This is a genomic window from Paenibacillus chartarius, from assembly GCF_042432825.1.
GTDB classification, from domain to species: domain Bacteria; phylum Bacillota; class Bacilli; order Paenibacillales; family NBRC-103111; genus Gordoniibacillus; species Gordoniibacillus chartarius.
In genome coordinates, this window is sequence record NZ_JBHLWN010000014.1 from 96780 (window position 1) to 118870 (window position 22091).

General features: G+C 54.4%; 28 protein-coding genes. 9 read left to right on the forward strand and 19 right to left on the reverse strand.

What is annotated here, in order from left to right; all coding sequences use genetic code 11:
- Nucleotides 1-238 precede the first annotated feature (238 nt).
- From uvrC to ACFFK0_RS02410, 3 genes are all read right to left on the reverse strand, one after another.
- Nucleotides 239-2347, reverse strand: a complete 2109-nt coding sequence (gene uvrC / locus ACFFK0_RS02400; protein WP_377468282.1) for an excinuclease ABC subunit UvrC — start codon at nucleotides 2345-2347, stop codon at nucleotides 239-241.
- A gap of 100 nt (nucleotides 2348-2447) precedes the next feature.
- Nucleotides 2448-2762, reverse strand: coding sequence for a thioredoxin (gene trxA / locus ACFFK0_RS02405; RefSeq protein WP_377468283.1), 315 nt, complete (start codon nucleotides 2760-2762; stop codon nucleotides 2448-2450).
- 57 nt (nucleotides 2763-2819) lie between these two features.
- Nucleotides 2820-3203 carry a MerR family transcriptional regulator gene (locus ACFFK0_RS02410; protein WP_377468284.1) on the reverse strand — a complete coding sequence of 128 codons (384 nt, stop codon included), beginning with the start codon at nucleotides 3201-3203 and terminating at the stop codon, nucleotides 2820-2822.
- A 246-nt stretch (nucleotides 3204-3449) separates the two neighbouring features.
- Here ACFFK0_RS02410 and ACFFK0_RS02415 point away from each other — a divergent pair, with 246 nt between their 5' ends.
- Complete coding sequence (locus ACFFK0_RS02415) at nucleotides 3450-3599, forward strand: YqzM family protein (RefSeq protein WP_377468285.1); 150 nt, start codon at nucleotides 3450-3452, stop codon at nucleotides 3597-3599.
- 155 nt (nucleotides 3600-3754) lie between these two features.
- Here ACFFK0_RS02415 and dnaI read toward each other — a convergent pair whose 3' ends face one another.
- The 3 genes from dnaI to ACFFK0_RS02430 all read right to left on the reverse strand — a co-directional run bounded on the left by dnaI (nucleotide 3755) and on the right by ACFFK0_RS02430 (nucleotide 6702).
- Entirely contained in the window at nucleotides 3755-4705 is a 951-nt protein-coding gene (gene dnaI, locus ACFFK0_RS02420) for a primosomal protein DnaI (protein ID WP_377468286.1), read from the reverse strand.
- A gap of 11 nt (nucleotides 4706-4716) precedes the next feature.
- Nucleotides 4717-6258: a replication initiation and membrane attachment family protein gene (locus tag ACFFK0_RS02425; RefSeq protein WP_377468287.1), complete on the reverse strand. Its 1542-nt coding sequence runs from the start codon at nucleotides 6256-6258 to the stop codon at nucleotides 4717-4719.
- A gap of 159 nt (nucleotides 6259-6417) precedes the next feature.
- A complete protein-coding gene (locus tag ACFFK0_RS02430; RefSeq protein WP_377468288.1) occupies nucleotides 6418-6702 on the reverse strand; it encodes a YuiB family protein in 285 nt (94 codons plus the stop codon).
- A gap of 192 nt (nucleotides 6703-6894) precedes the next feature.
- Between ACFFK0_RS02430 and hemQ the strand changes: the two genes are divergently transcribed.
- Nucleotides 6895-7641, forward strand: coding sequence for a hydrogen peroxide-dependent heme synthase (gene hemQ / locus ACFFK0_RS02435; RefSeq protein WP_377468289.1), 747 nt, complete (start codon nucleotides 6895-6897; stop codon nucleotides 7639-7641).
- 141 nt (nucleotides 7642-7782) lie between these two features.
- On the opposite strand, the gene ACFFK0_RS02440 is transcribed toward hemQ, so the two are convergent.
- Entirely contained in the window at nucleotides 7783-8061 is a 279-nt protein-coding gene (locus tag ACFFK0_RS02440) for a hypothetical protein (protein ID WP_377468290.1), read from the reverse strand.
- Between the two features lie 24 nt (nucleotides 8062-8085).
- Nucleotides 8086-9276 (reverse strand): NAD(P)/FAD-dependent oxidoreductase, encoded by a 1191-nt coding sequence (locus ACFFK0_RS02445; RefSeq protein ID WP_377468291.1) that lies wholly within the window; start codon nucleotides 9274-9276, stop codon nucleotides 8086-8088.
- A 345-nt stretch (nucleotides 9277-9621) separates the two neighbouring features.
- Between ACFFK0_RS02445 and ACFFK0_RS02450 the strand changes: the two genes are divergently transcribed.
- A complete protein-coding gene (locus ACFFK0_RS02450; protein WP_377468292.1) occupies nucleotides 9622-9867 on the forward strand; it encodes a hypothetical protein in 246 nt (81 codons plus the stop codon).
- A 78-nt stretch (nucleotides 9868-9945) separates the two neighbouring features.
- On the opposite strand, the gene ACFFK0_RS02455 is transcribed toward ACFFK0_RS02450, so the two are convergent.
- The 5 genes from ACFFK0_RS02455 to ACFFK0_RS02475 all read right to left on the reverse strand — a co-directional run bounded on the left by ACFFK0_RS02455 (nucleotide 9946) and on the right by ACFFK0_RS02475 (nucleotide 11973).
- The gene (locus ACFFK0_RS02455) at nucleotides 9946-10098 is read right to left on the reverse strand and encodes a sporulation histidine kinase inhibitor Sda (RefSeq protein ID WP_377468293.1); all 153 of its coding nucleotides are present in this window, start codon (nucleotides 10096-10098) and stop codon (nucleotides 9946-9948) included.
- A gap of 293 nt (nucleotides 10099-10391) precedes the next feature.
- The gene (locus tag ACFFK0_RS02460) at nucleotides 10392-10616 is read right to left on the reverse strand and encodes a spore germination protein (protein WP_377468294.1); all 225 of its coding nucleotides are present in this window, start codon (nucleotides 10614-10616) and stop codon (nucleotides 10392-10394) included.
- A gap of 64 nt (nucleotides 10617-10680) precedes the next feature.
- A complete protein-coding gene (locus tag ACFFK0_RS02465; RefSeq protein WP_377468295.1) occupies nucleotides 10681-11211 on the reverse strand; it encodes a hypothetical protein in 531 nt (176 codons plus the stop codon).
- Nucleotides 11212-11336: 125 nt separating this feature from the next.
- Nucleotides 11337-11699 carry an iron-sulfur cluster insertion protein ErpA gene (gene erpA / locus ACFFK0_RS02470; protein ID WP_377468296.1) on the reverse strand — a complete coding sequence of 121 codons (363 nt, stop codon included), beginning with the start codon at nucleotides 11697-11699 and terminating at the stop codon, nucleotides 11337-11339.
- Between the two features lie 52 nt (nucleotides 11700-11751).
- On the reverse strand, nucleotides 11752-11973 hold the full coding sequence (locus tag ACFFK0_RS02475) for an aspartyl-phosphate phosphatase Spo0E family protein (protein WP_377468297.1): 222 nt from the start codon (nucleotides 11971-11973) through the stop codon (nucleotides 11752-11754).
- Between the two features lie 204 nt (nucleotides 11974-12177).
- Here ACFFK0_RS02475 and mqnE point away from each other — a divergent pair, with 204 nt between their 5' ends.
- Nucleotides 12178-13278: an aminofutalosine synthase MqnE gene (gene mqnE, locus ACFFK0_RS02480; protein WP_377468298.1), complete on the forward strand. Its 1101-nt coding sequence runs from the start codon at nucleotides 12178-12180 to the stop codon at nucleotides 13276-13278.
- Nucleotides 13279-13326: 48 nt separating this feature from the next.
- A complete protein-coding gene (locus ACFFK0_RS02485; RefSeq protein WP_377468299.1) occupies nucleotides 13327-14394 on the forward strand; it encodes an NAD(P)/FAD-dependent oxidoreductase in 1068 nt (355 codons plus the stop codon).
- A 9-nt stretch (nucleotides 14395-14403) separates the two neighbouring features.
- Here ACFFK0_RS02485 and ACFFK0_RS02490 read toward each other — a convergent pair whose 3' ends face one another.
- Nucleotides 14404-14664, reverse strand: a complete 261-nt coding sequence (locus ACFFK0_RS02490; RefSeq protein ID WP_377468300.1) for a YuzB family protein — start codon at nucleotides 14662-14664, stop codon at nucleotides 14404-14406.
- 122 nt (nucleotides 14665-14786) lie between these two features.
- On the opposite strand from ACFFK0_RS02490, the gene ACFFK0_RS02495 reads away from it, so the two are divergent.
- Both ACFFK0_RS02495 and ACFFK0_RS02500 read left to right on the forward strand, forming a co-directional pair.
- Complete coding sequence (locus ACFFK0_RS02495; RefSeq protein ID WP_377468301.1) at nucleotides 14787-15035, forward strand: NifU family protein; 249 nt, start codon at nucleotides 14787-14789, stop codon at nucleotides 15033-15035.
- 185 nt (nucleotides 15036-15220) lie between these two features.
- Nucleotides 15221-15769 (forward strand): hypothetical protein, encoded by a 549-nt coding sequence (locus ACFFK0_RS02500; protein WP_377468302.1) that lies wholly within the window; start codon nucleotides 15221-15223, stop codon nucleotides 15767-15769.
- Nucleotides 15770-15835: 66 nt separating this feature from the next.
- On the opposite strand, the gene ACFFK0_RS02505 is transcribed toward ACFFK0_RS02500, so the two are convergent.
- From ACFFK0_RS02505 to ACFFK0_RS02520, 4 genes are all read right to left on the reverse strand, one after another.
- Nucleotides 15836-16555: a Cthe_2314 family HEPN domain-containing protein gene (locus ACFFK0_RS02505; RefSeq protein ID WP_377468303.1), complete on the reverse strand. Its 720-nt coding sequence runs from the start codon at nucleotides 16553-16555 to the stop codon at nucleotides 15836-15838.
- 19 nt (nucleotides 16556-16574) lie between these two features.
- Nucleotides 16575-17555, reverse strand: a complete 981-nt coding sequence (locus ACFFK0_RS02510; RefSeq protein WP_377468304.1) for a DMT family transporter — start codon at nucleotides 17553-17555, stop codon at nucleotides 16575-16577.
- Between the two features lie 124 nt (nucleotides 17556-17679).
- Nucleotides 17680-18633: a COX15/CtaA family protein gene (locus ACFFK0_RS02515; protein WP_377468305.1), complete on the reverse strand. Its 954-nt coding sequence runs from the start codon at nucleotides 18631-18633 to the stop codon at nucleotides 17680-17682.
- A gap of 89 nt (nucleotides 18634-18722) precedes the next feature.
- Nucleotides 18723-19070, reverse strand: a complete 348-nt coding sequence (locus ACFFK0_RS02520; RefSeq protein ID WP_377468306.1) for a thioredoxin family protein — start codon at nucleotides 19068-19070, stop codon at nucleotides 18723-18725.
- Between the two features lie 163 nt (nucleotides 19071-19233).
- Between ACFFK0_RS02520 and ACFFK0_RS02525 the strand changes: the two genes are divergently transcribed.
- Together ACFFK0_RS02525 and ACFFK0_RS02530 are read left to right on the forward strand one after the other, a co-directional pair.
- The gene (locus tag ACFFK0_RS02525; protein ID WP_377468307.1) at nucleotides 19234-20076 is read left to right on the forward strand and encodes an SPFH domain-containing protein; all 843 of its coding nucleotides are present in this window, start codon (nucleotides 19234-19236) and stop codon (nucleotides 20074-20076) included.
- Between the two features lie 12 nt (nucleotides 20077-20088).
- Complete coding sequence (locus ACFFK0_RS02530) at nucleotides 20089-20283, forward strand: type II toxin-antitoxin system antitoxin (RefSeq protein ID WP_377468308.1); 195 nt, start codon at nucleotides 20089-20091, stop codon at nucleotides 20281-20283.
- Nucleotides 20284-20361: 78 nt separating this feature from the next.
- Here ACFFK0_RS02530 and ACFFK0_RS02535 read toward each other — a convergent pair whose 3' ends face one another.
- Complete coding sequence (locus tag ACFFK0_RS02535; protein ID WP_377468309.1) at nucleotides 20362-22014, reverse strand: copper amine oxidase N-terminal domain-containing protein; 1653 nt, start codon at nucleotides 22012-22014, stop codon at nucleotides 20362-20364.
- Between the last annotated feature and the right edge of the window lie 77 nt (nucleotides 22015-22091).

Here is a 22091-nt window from a genome sequence, read left to right on the forward strand (position 1 = left end):
CCTGCCGTTGTGCCGGCAGTGTGCCGGAGAGACGCGCGATAAGCGCAGGAGCCGGACAGCAGCTGGTCGCTGACCAAGTAACATAACCAAATTGAGCTGCGTGAATCAACGAGGGCCGGTTCCCATAGGACCGGCCCTCGTTTTGCCGCTATGCTCACAATGTCTTCGACCGCTTCGTCAATACGCCGTCTCTTGGCCGCTTGGAAATAACGCAGTTCGAGCCGATCAAACGGACGTGTTACGTCTCTGAAACCGGCTCCGAGCCCGAATCCGAGCCCTGCTCCATAGCCGGTGCGACAGCGGTCAGCCCATCTTCGAAAGCGCCTTCTGCTCCTTCTGCTGCGCCATCCCCATCCGCCTCCGGTCCGCGCAGGGCGGCGATAATATCCCGCGCCAGCTTGTCGCCGATACCGATACCGCGGAAGTCGTCGACCGACGCTTCGCGCATCCGCTTCACGGAGCCAAAATGCTTCAGCAGCAGCTTGCGCCGCTTCTCACCGATACCGGGGATCGCATCAAGCTGCGAGACGATCATCGATTTTGCGCGCGTTTCGCGGTGGAACGTGATGGCAAAGCGGTGCACCTCTTCCTGAATGCGCTGCAGCAAGTAAAATTCCTGCGAGTCCCGGCGCAGCGGTACGACCTCCGGCGGATCGCCGGCCATAAGCTGTGCCGTCTTATGCTTCGCATCCTTGACCAGTCCGCACACCGGAATGTACAAGCCAAGCTCGTTCTCCAGCACATCGACGGCCGCCGATATTTGGCCTCTGCCGCCGTCCACGACGACGAGATCGGGCGGCTCCAGCCCTTCCTTGAGCACCCGCTCATAGCGGCGGCGAATGACCTCGCGCATAGTTTCGTAGTCGTCAGGCCCTTGCACCGTGCGCACCTTGTATTTCCGGTACTCCTTCTTGTCCGGCTTGCCGTCCGTAAACACGACCATCGCCGACACCGGGTCGGCGCCCTGAATGTTGGAGTTGTCGAACGCTTCGATGCGGCGTACAGGACCGATGCCGAGCCATTCGCCAAGCGACTCGACCGCCTTGACGGTACGCTCCTCGTCCCGCTCCAGCATGCGGAACTTCTCTTCGAGCGCAACGCGGGCGTTCTCCCGGGCCATGTGCGTCATTTGTTTCTTTAGGCCCCGCTGCGGAAAATGCACCTTCAGCTTCAGCCAGCTCTCCAGCGCCTGCTTCACATCCCGGTCCTCGGCCGTCGGAGCTGCATCGTCCGCCGCAGCCGAGCCGTTCTCCACGGCCGAAGCCGTGTCGGCTTCGTAGACCGCCGCCGCTTCCGCCGCCAGCAGGGCGCCTCCCTTATCGGCATCCGCTGCCGCAGGGTCCGGCGCATTGGCGGCCCCTTCCGCCTTGCCGGCAGCAGCCTCGGCCGCCGCCGGCATCGACGAGCTCGGCAGCACGATCTCCTTCGGCAGCGCCGGGTTCTCGCTGTAATATTGCGTGACGAACGACAAAAAGTCCTCATACTCGTCCCCGTAATACGGGAATAAGGTGACGTGCCGCTCGATCATTTTGCCGGAACGCATGTACAATATTTGCACGCACATCCAGCCCTTGTCGACGGCGTAGCCGAATACGTCGCGATCGACCGCATCCGTCGTCGTAATCTTCTGCTTCTCCATCAGCGCGTCAATGTGCTGAATTTGGTCGCGAAGCTCCTTCGCCCGCTCGAAATTCAGCTCCTCCGCCGCCGCGAGCATCCGTTCCTCCAGCTCATTGCGAATCGCATCGTGCCCGCCGTTCAAGAACCGGGAAATCTCGTTCACCATCTTCTCGTTCTGTTCCCGAGTCACCTCATATTCGCAAGGCGCCAAGCACTGTCCCAAATGATAGTACAAACACACTTTGTCGGGCAGCACCTTGCACTTGCGCAGCGGGTATAGGCGGTCAAGCAGCTTCTTCGTCTGCTGTGCCGCAAACGCATTCGGATACGGGCCGAAATATTTGCCCTTATCTTTCACGACGCGCCGCGTCACCTCCAGCCGGGGCTGCTCTTCGTGCGTGATTTTAATATACGGAAATGACTTGTCGTCCTTCAGCAGCACGTTGTAACGCGGATGATACTGCTTGATCAAGTTGCATTCCAGAATCAAAGCCTCCATGTTGGAAGCCGTTACGATATATTCGAAATCGGCGATCTCCATGACAAGCCGCTGCGTCTTCGCCCCATGACTCCCGGTAAAATACGACCGGACGCGGTTTTTCAGCACCTTCGCCTTCCCTACGTAAATGATCGTACCCTCGCGGTTTTTCATCAAATAGCAGCCCGGCTTATCCGGAAGCAGCGCCAGCTTGCTGCGGATCAACTCGGAATATTCCTTGGATGCCAACGTACGTTCCCCCTCTCCCCAAAAAAAGACCACAACAAAAAAGCTCTTTTTCCCAGTCTAGCAGAAAAAGAGCTTTCGATCACGCGGCAATCGTTACCGCTTATTGGTGGCGGGATACGACGTTCTTTAGCGCGTCCTTGGACTGGAAGCCGACCACTTTGTCAACCGGCTGGCCGTCCTTGAACACGATCAGCGTCGGAATCGACATGACGCCGAAACGGCTGGCCGATTCCGGATTGTCGTCAACGTTGACCTTCGCGATCTTCAGGTTCGTAACTTCTTTATCGAGTTCTTCGAGAACCGGTGCGATCATTTTGCAAGGTCCGCACCAAGGCGCCCAGAAGTCAACAAGTACAGTGCCGGTAGATTCTACTTCGTTCTTAAAGCTTTCGTCCGTAACGTTCACGATAGCCATTGTAATTCCTCCTTATCGGTTGTCAACATGTAAAGTATACCACAGCACCTGCGGTTTTCAACCGGACTCGCCCGATGTGAATTGCTGGGTAACCTGCTCGTGCTTGATGACGTCGATGCGTTCGATCAGGTTCGACCGGATCTCGCTCAGCTGATGCAGCTGCCGGTCGATCTCGGCGAGCTTCTGCTCATACATCGGCAAAATTTCCTCGCAGAACGCCTCTTTCTTTTTCATCACGCAGTTCAGAAACCCTTCAATTTCATCCGTCGAGAAGCCCAGCCGTAAGTAAAACTGGATCGTATTTACGCGTTCGATGGCGGTGGCGTTGAACACCCGGTAGCCGTTCTCTTCCCGGTCGGGAACGAGCAGCCCTTTCGCCTCGTAATAGCGCAGCGACCGTAAGCTGACTCCGGTCACCCGCGACAATTCGCCGATTCTCATTCGTTCGTTCGCCTCCATCGCCGCTATATTTTCGATCCGTAGCTGTATTATAAACCCTGACACTAATGTCAAGGTCAACACTTTTTTATTAACTTATCAAAAATGAGTGAGTGTGTCCACCGCGCCATGCCCGTCTGACTCTGCATATATTGTTTGCACAATTGTCACTTTCCCACCCTTTACAAGTTTCGCGCAACTTGGGTATACTAAAGCGTAGCTATGCAAGTACGTTAGGAGGTCCCACTCATGAGCGAGCAACAATATCATCCCGAGCTGCACGTGTACGAAGAGGAACGCAACGACCTGATCGATGTAGCGGTGGGTTTCGGCGGCTTCTTTGGCGTTCTGTTCCTGATCGCACTCGTGGCTACGATCGTGTCCCTTCTCATGAAGTAAGCCACGCTTAACGGCCGAAAGCCTTTCCTTCCATCCTGGACGGAAAGGCTTTTTAGTTTCGATTGAGAGAGTATCCCGATCATGCTCCAGCCAACCATGGCAAAAAAGCCCCCCGCAAGCTGCGAAGGGCAAAAGCTATGAAGGCCTCAGAGCAGCTACACACCGCGTTTATTGTACCCATTCACCGTCACGACCTCGACGAAAGGCCGTACCCGATCCATGAGCCGCAGCCCTTTATGCTCTTCTTCTCCGTCCTTGTTCGTAAAGCTGAAATGCTTCTCCAGCCCGTTCAAGTCGTAGTTCGACGTGAAGAACGTCGGCTTCCGGTTCATCCGGTAGTTAAGGATCGCCCCGATCACATGATCGCGCAGCCACGGGTTGAGGTTCTCCGCGCCGATATCGTCGAAAACGAGCAGATCGGTTTCCTTTAGCAGCTCGATCGTCTCGCGCAGCTTCTGATTGTCGTTGAACATCCCTTTCAGATCCTCGGCAAAATCCGGCATATACACGATCGCACCCGTCATCCCCACCTTGGCCAGCTGGTACAGCATGTAGCACATGAGGAACGTCTTACCGGTACCGAACGAGCCGGTCAAGTACAGCCCCTTCGGCTGCAGTCCCTGCTCCGTAGTCCGGTCTATATAACGTGTAATCAAACCGACTGCTTCCGCCCGTTCCAGATCCTTCTTCATCAAATCGGAAAACGAATGATCTTCAAACAGTGCCTTCTCATCGATATGAAATGTCCGAATGCGTCCTCGAATGGCCTGCTCCAGCTCATAGGCGACGAACTTCTTGCACGCTACCCGCTCCTCATGAACATAAGGCCGGTCGCCGATCATCTCCGCCGACAGCATCGTGTAGTGTCCGGTCAAATCGTTCGGGCACCGCTCCAATCCGGGACAGCTTGAGCACACTTTGTGCTCCTTGACGTACTGGTACAAGCTGTTCATATTGATCTTGATCGTATGGTCATCGACAAACGGATATTTGGCGCGAAATTTCTTGACGAGCGGGTCGGCCAGCATGAGCTGCACCCGCTCCTCCGCCTGCCGCAGCATGGACTGGTTCGGCATCTGCTTTAATATATGAGATAACGATTCCATATCCGGCCCCCCTATGAATTGCGGTTGGTTTTGTTATTGAACTTCTTATCCAGCTTCTCCGCCTCGCGCAGAAGCTCCTCCAGCCGCTCAGGAGATACGGCCGTGCCCTGTCCGTTCTTCACGACCGGGATTTGCGGCTTCGCCTTGCCGGCCGCTCCTGCGCCGCCTGCGCTTCGGCCGCGTCCGCGCCCTCCGGCCGAAGCCGCCTTGTCCTTCTCCTCCAGCTTCTGCTTGAGCGTCAGACGTTCGCGAACGTAGTCCACAGCCTGCTCGTAGGTTTCGATCTTCTTATGCATCATGTCAGACGCCACGTTCTCCACCGACAAATACGTGAACGAACGCCGTGTATCGATATTAAACAAATGAATAAGTACATTGATAACTTTATCGGGAAACTTGTAATTTAAATTAATTTTCTCGAAAATATCCAGCAAATTGTCCGGCACGTTCCCTCGCGGGAAAAACAGCTTCAGCACATTCGTATACGACTCGTTGCGGAGCATATAATTGTACTGGTTCCGGTCGCAATAGCCCTGCAGTTTGGCCGGGACGTCCAGCGAATACTGCCACTCGACGGAGCGCTCGCCCGCACCGCCGTCCGCACCGTCCGCCGAAGCATCGGCCTCCGTCTCCTCCGACGCCGACCGTTCCAGACGTGTCAATGCCCGCTCCCGGTACTCGTCTTGCTTCAGCCGCTGCCTGTACACGAGATTGGCCTTATGCTGCAGCGTATCGACATTCAAGCTTCCGTCCTCGTGGAATACGCCCACCTCGTCGAGAAGCCGCCGCACATCGATTTCATCGAGATGATATTTCTTCGCGACGAAATTAATCTCGGCCAGCATCTCCGGCACGTGCTTCAGCTGCTCCACGAACGGGCGGTTCTCCGAGAAGCGCGGAAAATTGTTAATGATATCGGTATAATCGAGCACCTTCGCGGCAAGCATCGGCTTCACTTCCGCCTGCCGGGCGACCGCCGTCTGCTGCAGGCCCTCCTCCAGCTCGAAGTCGATCGCCCCGGCGTACAGCTGATACAGCTCCATGAAGGAGACGGATAATTGTTCCTCATTCGCCCCGGCAAGCTCAGCGGGCTCGTCCGCCAGCAGCTCCTCGCGCAGCGACAGTACGAGGTGACGGCCGATTTTGTCGCGCAGCAGCATTGTCAGGTGCTGATTTCGAAAAAATTCGACAGGCCCCAGCGGCGCAAACAAGCGGTATTCATATACGTACTCCTCGGAGGCCGCTATGTATTTGCGGTACGTATGCAGCAGTCCTACCGCCTCCAAACGCGACGTCTGCTCGAGCCACTCGGTTCTTCCGGCCTCGCCTTCGGCCCCTGTCAGCAGAAACAACCTGCGGTGCTGCTCCAGCGGCGAGAAGCCGATCCGATCCGCCGGCAGCTGCTTGCTCAGCGTCAAATACAAGCCGATCGCGCCCGCGCCGATCATCGGCTGATAGGCGTTCGTCAGCATTTTATGATCCAGGGAACTCAGCGAGAAGCCCCGGTACACCAAATAGCGGTGACGCTCCGTAAAATGATGTAAGTTTGTCACCTGCACGTGCTCATCCATCCCCATCCGTCCGAAAGTATCGGTATCCCATTTTACCACATAAACCGACAGCGCGGGACACCCATCTTTCTCCTCTGCGACAATGAAAACGCCCCTCGAATCGGCCGATCCGGGGGCGAAGAAGGAAGGACGGATGTCTTTTTAAAACATCTTGAAGCCCTTTTGCCGCAGCGTCTTGATCGCCGAACCGCTCAAGATCGCCCCGATCAGGCCTCCGATGGCCGGAATGTAATCGGCGTACGTGTAATCCGCCAGGTTGCTCCACAGGGAGCCCGTGCCCCACGCCCAGTATACGAGCAGCCCGATGACCAGCACGATATAGCCGTAAATCGGAAACCACGTCGTCTTCATCAACATATTGAGAATAAATCCGATGCCGAAAAACAGCACGAACATGAGAACCGTAACAATGATTAATTGGAGCATCCCGAATCATCGTTCCTTTCGTCGTTAAAAAGCTGTGCCTATCCACCCTTCATTGTAACGAACACACGGGCTGAGGTAAAGTGGACGGATTTTGAACAATCGGCCCCGCCCTTCACACCATTGTCATTTGCTCCTCTTCTTTCCTTGGGGTAAAATGGGACAAGATCAAGCACGCAAAGAGGAGTGTTCCCGATGAGTGAAGCGGCTCAAACGCTAGAGGGCTGGTATGCCCTGCATGATTTTCGATTGATCGATTGGACGCTGTGGAAAGCGGCGGATGACGCCACACGGCGCGAGGCTCGCGAAGAGCTCGCTTCGTTCCTGGCCGAGTATCAGCAGGTCGAAGATAATAAGAAAGGCAGCACGGCCACGTATTCGATCGTCGGCCAGAAAGCGGACTTCGTATTCATGCATCTGCGCGAATCGCTGGAGGAGCTGAACGCGCTGGAGAACGCCTTCAACAAGTCGATATTCGCCTCGTTCACGGTACCGGTGTATTCGTACGTCTCGATTGTCGAGCTTAGCTCCTATATGAGTAAGCCCGGCGAAGATCCGATGCAGAATCCGGAAATTGTAGCGCGCCTGTATCCGACGCTGCCGAAGGCGAAGCATATCTGCTTCTACCCGATGAACAAGCGCCGCGAAGGCAATGACAACTGGTACATGCTCGATATGGAGTCCCGGAAGGGCATGATGCGCTCGCACGGCATGATCGGCCGAAGCTACGCCGGTAAAGTCAAGCAGATCATCACCGGCTCCGTCGGTCTCGACGATTGGGAATGGGGCGTTACGCTGTTCGCGGACGATGCGCTTCAGTTCAAGAAGCTCGTGTACGAAATGCGCTTTGACGAAGTCAGCGCCCGCTATGGCGAGTTCGGCGACTTCTACGTCGGCAATCGTCTCGATCAAGCTCTCTTCAACGATTTGCTGCGCATCTAATACATGGCCGTGGCCGAGGGTAATCCCGTTAGACGGGGCTGCACTCGGCTTTTCTCATCGCTACGGGAGGACTACATGCAAAAAAAAACCAAGACCGGAGCGCTCCCCGGCCTTGGCTCATGCCATATGATGACAAACCCTTCAATCTTCCTCGTCTTCATCCTCCAGCGCCTTTAGCTGAGCTTCCATTTCCGCCTTGCGCCGCAAATATTGTTCCGTATCGCGGTCGCGTTGGCGGCTTTTTTCTTTAAGGCGCTCAATCGCCGGCAGGATCAACAAATCGATCTCTTTCTGGACAATGGCGACCAGATCGTACCGCTTCTGCTCCTCCAGATAATGCCCAACCTCGAACAGCGCATTATAGCGATCCAGTTCTTCTCTCGTCAGCAACCCGCGCACTTGTACGCTGCAATGTCTCATTCCGCCCGCCTCCAGTCCCGTCGACTAGAAGCGGCCCTTGCGCAGAACAAGAGGGATGCCGCCGATGATGTACAAATAACGAATGTCAACGAGCTTCTTCAGCACCGATGCGATCCAGCCCCGGAATTTGCGATTGCCGACAACGCCGATCGCTTCGCCGCGTCCGAGCGAGGCGACGACACCGCGGTTCACGAACGTGAACTCCTTGAGCGGGTTGCCGCGAATTGCAGCAACCAGATTGTGGGCGCAGCATTCGCCTTGCTGGGTAGCAATTTGCGCGGTCGGCGGGTAAGGCTTGCCCTCCGGATTCATCACGATCGAGCAGTCGCCGACGATAAAGATGTTCTCGAATTGCGGAGAACGAAGATGTGCATCGACCTTCACGCGGCCGCGCATCGTCTCGAAGCCGGCATCGTCCAGCATATGGTTGCCGCGGATTCCGCCGGTCCATACGACGGTTGCCGCCTTAATGAATTCGTCACCTGCAATAAGCACGCCCTCCGGCGTACATTCTTTAATTGCCGTGCCGATTTTGAAAATAACTCCCTTGTCCGCCAGCACCTTCATGCCGTATTCGACCAGCTCGGGATCGAAGCCGGGAAGAGCTGTCGGCGCCGCCTCGATATTATATATTTTTACAAGGGACGGATCGACGTCGAATTCTTTGCACAGCTCCGGTACGCGATCTGCCAGCTCGCCGACAAACTCGATGCCGGTAAAGCCGGCTCCGCCGACCACGAACGTCAAATAATCTTTGCGGTCGGGTTCACGCTTGAATTTTGCAAACTGATATTCAATGTGCTCGCGGATGAAGCGTACGCTGTTGATCGAACGAATGTTCATCGCATGCTCTTTAAGCCCCGGAATGCCGAACGTTTCCGGCTCTCCGCCGAGGCCGACAACCAAATAATCATAAGAAAGCGTACCGTCCTCGAGAATGACTTTCTTCTCATGCGGCCGAATTTGCACCGCCGTTGATTTCACGAAATCGACCTTAAATTCATCAATCAGCTTAAGGATGTTGACGCGGGCCTTCTCCGGGTCGCCGGTGCCTGCGGCAGGCATATGGAGATCAGTAGTAATATAATGATAATCGTGCTTGTTCACCAGCGTGACATCGGCCTCGTTATAATTGAGCACCTTCTGCAGACGGATCGCCGTAACAATTCCGCCGTAGCCAGCACCAAGTATGACGATTCTCGGAATTCGACTCATCTTCTCTCACATCCGTATCCTTATTCTTTTTGGTCTCTCTATATTATGTGAAAATTGCCACAAACGGTTCCAAGCTACAGTTATTGCCTGTAGCTTGCCCAAGTCCGAATTTGCCCATTCGAAACGTCACCGAGCGGAAAAATTCCAACATAATTAACCAATTCTCATGCAATAATATAATGATCGGTATTAAAGTGCAAGCATGTTTTTGCCGAAAAATATTGGATTGTTTCACAAGCGTCCCCAGTGTTGTCAGCCGTAACACGTTGCCGGGAATCGGAAGCATTCAAAAATAAAGTCGGTATGAATGGGCATACTATCCGTTAGGAAACGGAGGGATGCCCTTTGTCATACTGTGCCATATGCAACGGCATCGAGCAAGCGGATACCCGCTGCCCGAAATGCGGAACAAGCTTGTCCGACCATGGCCGTTTTAACGATTTTCTCGGTCCTTATTCGCCTTACCGTCCGATTGACGATATCAGCATGACGAACGGCTATCTGGACTTGGCGAGACATCAATGCATGCATGTTCTTTCATGTCCAAGCTGTTCCAAATCGTACACGATCGGCTTTGCCGAAATCGATTGACAGCTTGCAAAAAAAGCCCGAACCGGCACGCAGCCTGTCGAGCTTTCGAAATCCATGTCAGTCAACTATGTATATGAATCAGTTAGCCGCCGCTTTCGGCATACGATCATATCCGGTGTCCAAGTGCAGACGCCGGCGTCTGATCTCGGCCAGCAGCAAACGAATGAATTCTTCGTCCAGCTTCAAATCAATTGCTTTAAAATAGGAGTCAATCAGCGTTTCGTTGCTCATGAGCCTCAAGGACCATCACCTGTTCCTCTTAAGAATGTCCTTATATTACCATGAGGCCAGTAATAGAACAACCGTTCCGTTATCCACATGAATATGTGTATAAGCTGTGGGTATAATGTTGATACATGTCAAAAACTGTCCTATAGCGCGGGGGATAATGTGGATAAAGTTATACACAAGTTCACAACGCCTAAATCGATTAAAATGTTTTATCAGGTTTCGAATTTCGATAATGATGTTAATAAGCAAAAATGCCGCCCGACCGAATTGACGGTCGAAGCGGCATTTTCTCGTTAAGAACCCGTGGCGGCCTTGGCGGTGCTGTCGTCCACAACATCCGGGTCATTCGTAATCGTCGCACTGAACAAAGAGAATGTAGCCGACAAATCGCCGGTAACGGAGCTTCCTGCGCCAAAGTAGCTTTTCGTACTGGAGGTCGGCGCGATGATGAACGTATCTCCATTATTCAGCGTGCCGCCGTTGCTGACGACTTTGAAGGCACCGACGAAAGAAGGCATAAGCATCCGCATCCTTTATCTTCAGATGGTTTATCTTATGTGCGTCTGCCCGGTTTTGGAACCATTACATGAGGAAGACCGAGGATTCCACAAATATGCCTTTGTTAAAGACGACATTGACGTAGTATTTCGGATCTTCCTTGAGCTGGAATTGATACGTCCTGCGGTCTCCGGACTCCGCAACCAGCTTCCCCGGCGAGCCTGCCGCTTGAACGAACTGCTCGTAGGTCGTGCCCGGGGCAATCTTCGTCACTTGGTCGCGGCTGACCTTGTCCAGCTGCTGCGGCTGCGCCGGCGCTGCCGATCCTCCGCCGCCCGCTGCCGTACCGCCGTTCGCTGCACCGCCTGCTGTCCCCCCTGTAGTTCCGCCAGCCGTACCGCCCGATGCCGTACCACCAGACGTTGTGCCGCCGGTCGAAGTATCGCCGCCTCCGGCAGTACCAGACCCGGTGCTGCCGCCGGACGTCGCGCTTCCCGCCGTTCCCGAACTATCGTTTGCCGCTTGCCCCGGTGCCGCCGCGCCGTCCTTCTTCGCACAGCCCGACAGCATAAGAGCTCCCGCTAACATGACCAAACCGATTTGCTTCTTCCACATCCTGCGATTCCTCCTGCTTCAAACGTGATACAGGATAGTATTCGTCCAAGCGGAACAAATTTAGTCGCCCTGGGGAGTGTCGTTCATAGAAAAAAGACTATCCATCTTGGATAGCCTTCTCTTCATCAATCCTCGCACTTCTCCGCGAGCTTCTCTTCCTCCGGCTTCGTCCGGAAGCTCGAGCCGCAGCCGCATGTCGCGATGGCGTTCGGGTTATGAATGGTAAAGCCGCCGCCCATGCCTTGATCCTTGAAATCGATCTCGACGCCGTACAAATATTTGTAGCTGTCCGCATCGACCACAACTTTCAAGCCATGGATGTCGAGCACTTGATCGTCTTCCTTCTGATCGTCGTCGAAGCCCATACCGTAGGAAAAGCCGCTGCAGCCGCCCGGCTTCACACCAAGCCGCAGGAACAGGTTTGGAGCTTCCTCGGCGGCAAGCAATTCTTTAATTTTATCTGTAGCGGACTCGCTAATAGTCACCATTATGAGTACCTCCTCTTTGAGTACAGTAAAGCTTACTTATAGTATACTCCTCTTAGTATACCGACTCAAGGGCGGCAGCCGTCTGCAGTTCTTGCTGAGATATGGAAACAAGTGCATAATATTGCAGCAGCAGCTGATCCAACCTTTTGCTGCACAACTGCACGTCCGGATGAAGAAATCCGAATTTAATGCCGAGCGTCACCATCTCGCTCCGCAGCTCCTCGATCTCTTCGCATATGCGATTATGCGCTTCCCGCCATTCGGCTGCTTTCAAGGCAATCACCTAAATAAAGATTAAAGTACGCAGACAAGTATACTAGATTTTGTCCGTTTTGGGAATGTTCAATTGTTTAGGTGACCGAACAGCATTAGGCAGCTATCGGGTGTTGCCGGGGCTATACAACAGGTTTATAATAGTGAGGATTGTGAATCTTATTACAAGGGTACGTTACACACGTTACATAGGAGGGAAGCCCGGATGAATATTGCAGTAGGCAGCCCCGACAAGCGCATGGCCGAAATCGCCGAGAAAGTGCAGAACGGCGAACGGCTGACGCTGGAGGACGGGGTATTTTTATATGAATCCGACGATTTGCCGACGATCGGCCAGCTGGCCAATATCGTCAATCAGCGCAAGAACGGCAAGCTCGTTTATTTTATTCAAAATATGAGTTTGTATTTTACCAATGTCTGTGAGGAGCACTGCGCATTTTGCCACTTCCGCCGCGACGAAGGGGAAGAAGGCGCTTATACGCTGACACCCGGCCAAATGCTGGAGTATGTTGCGGAGCATTATCACCCTGAGCTATTGGAATTCCATATCAGCCAAGGGCATAATCCGCACGTTCCTTTCGAATATTACGTCGATTGCTTGCGGCAATTGAAGCAGGCTTACCCGCAGGTGACGATTAAGGCGCATACGGCTGCCGAAATCGAATTTTTCTCGCGGATCAGCGGTCTCAGTTATAAGGAAGTATTGAAAACGCTGATGGATGCGGGCTTGTCGACGCTTCCTGGCGGCGGTGCGGAAATTTTAACGGAGCGGTATCGGGCCAAAATGAAGGTGGAGAAGGCTTCTTCCGAAGAATGGCTCGCCGTCCATCGCGCCGCCCACGAGCTCGGGATGAAGACGCACGCTACGATGCTGTACGGATCGATCGAAACGCTCGAGGAGCGAATCCGGCATATGATACTGCTGCGGGAGCTTCAGGATGAAACCGGCGGTTTCATGGTGTTTATCCCGAACTCGGTACAACCGTCGTCCAAAAATGCGGGCCTGAAGCGGCGCGTGCCTGCTTTCGACGAGCTGAAGACGATTGCGATCAGCCGGCTCATGCTGGACAATTTCCCGCATATTAAAGCGTATTTCATTAACATCGGCACCAAGCTGACGCAGCTGTCGTTCGCCTTCGGCGCCTCCGACGCGCATGGAACGATCGTGAAGGAACGCATTTCTCACGCAGCGGGCGCAACCTCGCCCGAAGGGCTCACCAAAGACGAGCTTGTGTGGCTCATTAAAGGAGCGGGCCGCATTCCAGTAGAGCGCGACACGTTCTATCATGAAATTCGCAGATATTAGAGATACTAATCAGTGCCTGAATGGTCGATAGGGAGTTGATTGCAAGCTATGAAGAAGCTGGTTGTACTTGGCGGAGGCTATGGCGGCTTAACGATTGTTTTGAATCTGTTGGAAAAAGAACTGCCGCCGGATACGGTCATTGTACTCGTAGACCGGAGCCCCTTCCAAGGCCTTAAGACGGAATATTATGCTTTGGCTGCAGGTACTGTCGCCGAAACTCACGTCCGAATTCAATATCCGGTGGATCCGCGACTCATCATGAAATACGGCGATGTCACGGCGGTCGATCTGGAGAACAAGCAGGTGCTGTTCGACGGCAAGGAGCCGCTGACTTACGATTGGCTCGTCATCGGACTCGGCTGTACAGACAATTACCACGGCATCCCCGGAGCCGAGCAGTTTTCCTGTTCCCTGCAAAGTTTCCACCAAACGCGATTGACGTACGCCCAGGTCAGCAATGTGGCCCCCTATGGTCAAGTAACGGTTGTCGGCGGCGGTCTCAGCGGTGTCGAGATCGCGGCGGAGCTGCGCGAAAGCCGGCCTGATCTTAACATCCGTATCCTTGACCGCGGAACTAGTGTTTTGTCGGCTTTCCCGAGCAAGCTTCAACAATTCGTTCGGGAGTGGATGATGGAGCATCATATCGAGATGCGTTCTCACATTTCGCTGACGCGCCTTGACGGCGGGGATCTGTACAACGGTGAAGACGACATTATTAAAACGGACGTAACCGTATGGACGGCAGGCATCAAGCCGAGTCCGGTCGTCCAGGCGCTTGAGCTGCCGAAGGACAAGCAAGGAAGACTGATCATTAACGAGTACCACCAGCTCCCGGATCACAACGACGTATATGTCGTAGGCGACTGTGCCAGTCTGCCATTCTCCCCGAGCGGACAAGCCGCCGAAGCGCAAGGGAAGCAAATCGCGGAAGTGATCCGCGCCCTCTGGAAAGGCGAGACGCCGCGGCTCGGCACGATCAAGCTGAAGGGCACGCTAGGCTCGCTCGGCAAGAAAGCCGGGTTCGGCATTATGGGCAAGCGAACCGTTATGACCGGTACGATCCCCCGTGCGCTGAAGAGCGGTGTGCTGTGGATGTCGAAGCGCCATTTTGGCTGATCCCATTCGTCAGTCGTCGTCGCCAAGCAGCTTGTACATGGCTTCGATCTCCTCGATCTTGGCCATGACCTTCTTCTCAAGCTCGTCCGCATCGGCCGCTTCGACGATCTCACCGTTAACGAGAGCGTACGGAATGAGATAGCAAGTCCCGCAGTTACCCAGACAGCCATATTCAACGACATCATATTCAGGGTTTGCTTCCAGCTTCTTCATCAAACGGTCCGTACCGTGATGCATGTTCGAAGCGCAAAATTCGATGATCGGTCTCATACGGGAGGCAAGCCTTCTTTCTTCATTCATTTATAGTTATGATAATGATTTTCATTTTGTCGTAAATATCATATAATATAGAGGAAGTATCATTCAAATTCAAGCCGAGAGGAGTTCTATATATGACAGAGCAAACGAAAAACGAATCGATGTATGACGAAGTGCTGGAGGTACTCGATAAGCTGCGTCCGTTCCTGCAGCGCGACGGCGGCGACGTCGAGCTCGTCGACGTAGAAGACGGCATCGTCAAGCTGAAGCTGATGGGCGCATGCGGCTCTTGCCCGAGCTCCACGATCACGCTGAAAGCCGGTATCGAGCGCGCGCTTGTTGAAGAAGTGGAAGGCGTACAAGAAGTCGTTCAAGTGTTTTGATTGAAATGTATCACAGAAGGGTCTGCCGGCTAGCGGCAGGCTCTTTTTTTCTGGGTAGCCCCAATATTATACGAAGCATATCCTCGGGGGATACGTGGTGGACTTTTGCTGATTGCATATTTGGGCCGGAACTGCCGAACAATAGAGTTGATCGTTGCGAAGATAACAAGGCGGTGGAACGAGGAATGTTAACAGACGTGCAAGAGCGGTTGTCGGAATTGAAGGAAGCGATCGACGGCCTCCAGCTGGATCAGGCTTCAGCCGCAAACGCCCGGAAAACCTGCGAGGCTTACGGCAACCAGCTCCTGCTGGACGGCTCCGCTCTGTTAAAGGCGGACATGTCCCATGAGCAAAAGCGCGAGGTCATTGCCGGAATGAGGCAGGCCGTTCACAAGCTGCAGGAAACGACGAGAGAGCTGATGTCCCAGTGCGCCGAAGCTTACCGCGGCCAGATCGGCACCGAAGAGAAAGAGGCTTACGAGAAGCTGTCGAAGCAACTGCAGCAGGAGTACAAACCTGAAGCGTTCCGCAGCCTTCAAGCCTATCATCAGGTCGGCCGCCTTCATGATTTGCTAAGCAGTCTGAATACGGAATTGCTGGATGCCGATTTTGAGCTAGAGCGGGAAATGCGGCAATCCGGCACGACAGAACGAACAGCGGATGAAGCTCCTCCTTTTGGTGCCGACCCGCTCAAATACGATCATGATCCGGTGCCCGGCTCTCTTTCCCCGTAATGCATCCGGTCGGTAAACGTCAAGCCGCAGCAAGGAGTGCCCAAATGGCCAGCCTGCTGCGGCTCTTTATTTGCGTTGCTGTTTCTCTTCGGCCGTTTCATTCAAATATCGGAACACGGCCAGCAAGCAGCCCTCCACCATGGCATAGGCGTCGCTGAGCTCCTGTGCTTCAAACCTGACATTTTCCACGGCGAATTTGTCTCCCGGGCGGTAAGCGTTCAGCTTCCAATCGTCCAGCATTTCAGCGTTGACATAATGAATTTCCATATTGCGCTGCTTCCGCAGATTCGTAAGCGATTGCTTATGGGCGGCTTTCAGCTCGTACAGCTGCTGCTGCAGCTGCGGTACGGCATGCCGCTCATACATGCGCCGCAGCACCGTAAAGAACGAAAAATGCGGCTTTACCTGCTCCGTTTGCAATTGCAGCCAATCGTCCAAAAAATATCCGAGCTTGTCGAGAAGCGAAAAGACGCGGATCAAGCCGTTCTTGTAAAAATAGACGAATCGCCGATATTCGTCATGCTCGCCTTCCTCCATATCCTCGACGAACGATGACTTGATGCTCTCGGCGTAGCGGACGCTGCAATATACGCTTTGCTCCAATTCATCCAGACCGACTTGAAAGCCGCGGCTCCATATCGCATATTGAGCAAGCTTCTGTTCACTCTTAGCCGCGCGAAACGTCCCGTCGGACAAGCCGCCGATAAACCGGTTCAACTGCTCCGTCACCTGCCGCTGCCCGTCCTTCATCGTCCGTTTCGGTTCGTTAAACAATACGCGCAGCATGGATGTCACCTCGAATCATTTAGTGGTTGCCTCCCGGCGCCTGCGGCTGCTTCCTATGCATCGTCTGCATGCGGTCGCGTTGAATTACGTACATGGCCGCAAGAATGAAAGCTCCGCCTGCATACTGGTAAGCGGAAATCCCTTCACCCAAGAGCAGCCAGCCGCCGACCGCCGCGGTAAGCGGCAATAAATACCCGTAAGCCGAAGATTTGAAAGGTCCGAGCCGGGCCAGACTTGCATTATGTATAGCGAAGCCTGCCAGTGTGGCCAATAAGGCCGTATATAGTAGAGTTCCCCAACCGACCGGGCTGATTTGCGCCAATTGATGGGTATCGGTAAGCGTCAAGACGAACGGCAGCAGCGATACGGCCCCTGCGGTCATCTCAAAGGCAAGCAGCAAAGGCAGCGGGTACTTGGCGACAAGACGGTTCATCCCGATCAGGTAAAAGGCTCCCATAAAGCTGCGCAGCAGCAGCAGCACGTCCCCGCGCAGCGTATCGGGACCGAAATGGAAACCGCCGGCCCCTCCGGACACGATCAGCAGGACGCCTGCGAAGGCCGCCGGCAAACCGATCGCAATGCTCCAGCTGAGCCTTATCTCACGCAGCAGCAGCGACAAAATGACCGTAACGATCGGCATAAAGCCTCTTCCCAGTACAGCTCCGTTCGCCGCATTGGAGAACTGCAGCGCATACTGCAGCATCGCTTCCATGCCGATCGCCGACAAGACGCCGAGCCCGCAGATCAGCAGCAGATCGCGAGGCGGCATGCGGAAGGAAAGCTCGCGCCGGCGCAGGAACCCGTAAGCGTAAATCCATAGAAAAGGAACGATAATGACATATCTTAGCCCGTTGAAGACGAGCGGATTCCACTCCTGCGCGCCGATTTTGAGCGAGGAAATATTAATCCCCCACAGGACATAGACCAATACAAATCCAAAATGCGGCCATAGTCCGGCAATTCCGCTGGAAGCATTCGATTGAAGCTGCGGGTTCGTCATTGTGCGCACCTGATCTTTCTTTGATAGGTATTATCAGCAATAGGAAAAGGGCTGCCCTTGGCGCCGCTAATCGGCGTCAAGGCATGCCCTTCTTTGCAAGTGTAAGCACGCAGAGGACTTTCCATCAGACCGTGCTCCTCTGAGTTTGTAATACGACGGCCCGCTGCGAGCTTAAGGTCGCAACGCACAAGTAGCTCAGGACACCGAACAATCCGCAAACTAATACAGTGTGTGCGAGCGCCGCCAGCAGTCCCCAGCCTGAAATGCCCACCGTCCATGTAACGAAAGCGCCGGAGATGACCTGCAAGGTGACCAGGATGAACGCGTTACGGGCGTTTGCCGTCAATCGATGTTCGGCCGGAAAGCTGCGTCTCGCCATCTGGAACAGCAGAAGCAGCACGATGAACAGCAGCGCAGCGGCGACTCTGTGCATAAACACAATCCCCGTTGCCCCGGACAGCTCCGGAATGAGCTCGCCGTTACACAGCGGCCATCCTAAACAGCCTCCCGTCGATTTCATGTGCCGGACGTATGCTCCAAGATAAATGACGACTAGCGAATAGACCGTAGACAGCCATACCGCTGCCCGGAACAGAGGCGGAGACGGCATGCTCGGCCGCACGGCTTCCTCCTTGGCCGCCGTCTGGCCTCTGCGGGTATACAGCATCGCAAGAAGCAGCGTACAGGCGAAGGCGAGGAGCGACAAACCGAAATGCGAGGCCAAAATAAGCGGCGACTGCGGCCATACGACGGCCATTGCCCCGAGTACCGCCTGCAGGAACGTGAAGAAGATCGCACCGCCGACAAAGCGCTTCGCATCCCGGCGCTTATCCACGCGCCAGACAAGAATCGCAGCCGCGAGCAAGAGCAGCACGATAACGCCGGTGACAGCGCGGTGACTATATTCAATCATAGTGGAGATCGTGTATTCCGGCACGAACTTGCCGTTACAGAGCGGCCATTCGCGGCCGCAGCCCAAGCCGGAATCGGTCTTGGTGACAAGCGCCCCCATGAGCACGACGATAAACATGACGATTGCCGACCCGTAGGCGGACCATTTTAACGCTTGGAATTTCATGTGTTAGCACCTACTTTCGTTATCAATTATAACGAACGCGGCCCGGCAATGCCATTCGCAATTGTTACAAAAGGTTGAAACGAGAGCCTTTACGATTTGGGCAGGGCGGCAGCCACTTCCAGAGCCCGATTCAAAAATTGCTCGATCTCGTCCCGCGTCTTGCGCAGCTTGCTGACGAAACGTACGAGCTCCTGCCCTTCCCGATAGGCGATAAAGCTTGGAATGCCCATAATGCCCAGCTCCAAGGACAAGTCCGGCAGCTCATCGCGGTCGATCTGGATGAACCGGATCCGTCCTTCATAGTCGCGCTCGAGATCCGGCATGAACGGCTCAATGAAATGGCAGTCCTTGCACCAGGTCGTCTTGAATACGGCCACCGTCATCGTGCCGTCAGCGATGCGCTCCCGAAAAGCTTCCTCCGTTTTGATATGCTCCATCTTCCCCTGCCTCCTCCAATCGATTTGATTCACTTATAGCACTTCCTGTCATGCAAAGTCAAAGCTGTGTACATACACGAAATGGAAGTTTACATTTATTTGAAAAAGTGATATCATGTAAATATCAAGTTGATATATAACATGAACAAGGAGCTGTTACCCTATGAGAGAGAACAAAGCGTATGCTCTGAACGGCTTTATCGCAATGCTCGCCTTCATCCTTTTGCTTCTGACCGGTATTCTGGGCTTCGTCATGCAAAGCTTCCTTCTGGCGATTCCAAGTCTGGTCGCGGCTATATTGATCGTCTCCTCCATTGCCGTCGTACAGCCGAACGAAGCTCTGGCGCTTACCTTTTTCGGCGAGTACAAAGGTACGGTCCGCGACAGCGGCATTTGGATGGTCACTCCTTTCACGGTCCGCAAGAAAATATCGCTGAAAGTTCGCAATTTCAACAGTGCCAAGCTCAAGGTGAACGATGTGGAAGGAAATCCGATCGAGATTGCCGCGGTTGTCGTATTCCGGGTCGTCGATTCGGCAAAAGCGCTGTACGAGGTTGACGATTATGAAACGTTCGTTGAAATTCAGAGCGAGGCCGCGCTTCGCCATGTCGCTTCGAAATATCCTTATGATGCCTACGACACGGATGAAATCTCGCTGCGCAGCCATGCCGATTTCGTGGCCACCGAGCTGACCCGCGAGCTGCAATACCGGCTCGAAACCGCAGGCGTTCAAGTCGTCGAAGCGCGGCTGACTCACCTCGCCTACTCGACGGAGATCGCCAGCGCGATGCTGCAGCGGCAGCAGGCAACCGCCATTCTGGCAGCGCGGCAGAAGATCGTGGAAGGCGCAGTCGGTATGGTAGAGCAAGCGCTGGCCCAGCTTCAGGAGCATAATATCGTCGAGCTCGACGACGAACGCAAGGCGGCCATGATCAACAATCTGATGGTGGCGATCGTATCGGACCGGGCCGCGAGTCCGATTATCAACGCCGGAAGCTTGTACTAAGCGCGAACTGAGATGGCCGGTAAGAAAAATTTTCCGCTGCGCCTCGATCCGGCGCTCTATGAGATACTTGAACGATGGGCGGCCGACGAGCTGCGCAGCGTGAATGGGCATATCGAATTTCTGCTGCGCGATGCGGCCCAGCGTGCCGGCAGACTGCCCGGGCGGACTTCGGCAAAGATGCCGGGGCCCAGGTCCGAAGACGAATAGGCAAAATAAAGCACCTCCTGAGTTGACCGTCGTCAAGACCGGTACTGCAGGAGGTGCTTTGTTTACGTTGTGTATAGGTTATTCCCTTGTCATCGTTACAAGTCCCGCTTCTTCGTCCCACTCCACCTTGGCGCCGAACGACTCGGCAATAAAGCGCAGCGGAACATAAGTCGTTCCATTCCGGTTCACCGCCGCGCTAACCAGCGTTACCTCGGTGCCGTTCAACTGAGCGGTCGCTTCTCCAAGCTTCAGCCCGATGACCGCGCCGGAACGCTCGTCCTTAATGCCGACCGACTGGTTCGCCTCGTCCCACGTCACTTCGGCGCCGAAGCGCTCGGCGATGAAACGGGCAGGTACCATCGACACGCCGTCGGAAGTAACATAAGGATGGGAGGAATCGTATTCGTACATACCGTACTCATCGTTAACGAACAACGTTACCGTTTGGCGGGTAATATGCAAATCGTCTTTCAGCAGCTTGTATACGGCCGAGCCCGGTTTGAAATTGGCGAGTACGTCCACGCCTTCCGCGCCGTCCTCCCCGCCCACCTGCAGCGCCCCGGCTGTCGTGGAGACAGCCGTCACTTCCACCGGCCGGTTGTGATTCCAAAGCTCCGTATCTCCGACGATTCGCAGCCCGATCACCGGCTCCTGCTCTTCATCGTCTTCCAACGGCAGCTCCAGCTCGACATGGGATTTCCGCACGTTAAGCGAGCTGTCGAGCGACCAGTCGGCCTTCAGGGAGAAGCGCTCGGTAAAGAGCCGATCCCATTCGCTGCCATATTCATCGTATTCATAGTCCTCGAAGTCCTCGAACTCGTCTTCGGCCGGTTCCGGTTGTTCAAGCTCCTTCAGCACTTTGCCGGCATACTGCTGCAAGGAGGTGAACAGGAACTCGACGGTTAACGTCTTATTGTCCAAATAAGCCATATATAAAGACATCATTTCTTCGTATATCTCGACGTAACCATCTTCCTCTTCGCTCTTCATTTCGTCCAGGGACTTCTGGTACGCTTCCTTCAGCACCGGAGCAAACAGATCATACAGCTGACCGAGCAGCTCCTTCATGCCTTCCTCGTCGGACACAGCGGATTTCAGCAGAGCTTTGCCGAGCTCCGCCAATTCCGTTCCCTTTACTTCCACATGGACTTTCTGAAGATTCATCGTTTCACCGTTCACGGATTCGTTCGCCTGCGATACCGTCAGCACCGAAGGGTTCGGTGCATGCTTGATGGCAAACTTCGCGAGCAATGTGGAGAACTCGTGCTCATGCTTGGCCAGCTCAGGCCATAACGTGCTGAACATCGATAAAGACAAGCCATTCTCGGCCTCTTGCGCTCGATCCCATATGATCGGCTTTTGGCCGCCGTCGAGCTGCAGCACATACTTTTGATCATCGAGCTGGAACGTAAACGGAACGGCCTGCTCCCGATAACGAATCGTCCCCTCGAGCGAAGCATGCCTTGGATCCTTGACAGCCATGCGCGTCAGCTCCAGCTTCAGACCGCCGAGAAGCTGCGCGATCGCCTTCTCTTCATCTGTTCGATACGTTCCTTTACCAGGGATCAACTCAATGTTCCAAGAACCTTTCCCTTCAATCGACGTTTGTGACACATACTGATCCAGCGCTTTCCCGAGATCTACGCCGCCCACAGACTGACATCCGCCGGCGACCGTCAATGCGGCACCCATCATGAGGGTCAACCCGGCCCGCTTCCACTTATGTATCAATGCTACCACTCCTCACAACGATTCTATCAAACTTTCCTATCCTACCTTAGTTAACCATAAACCGCTCAACTTGAATA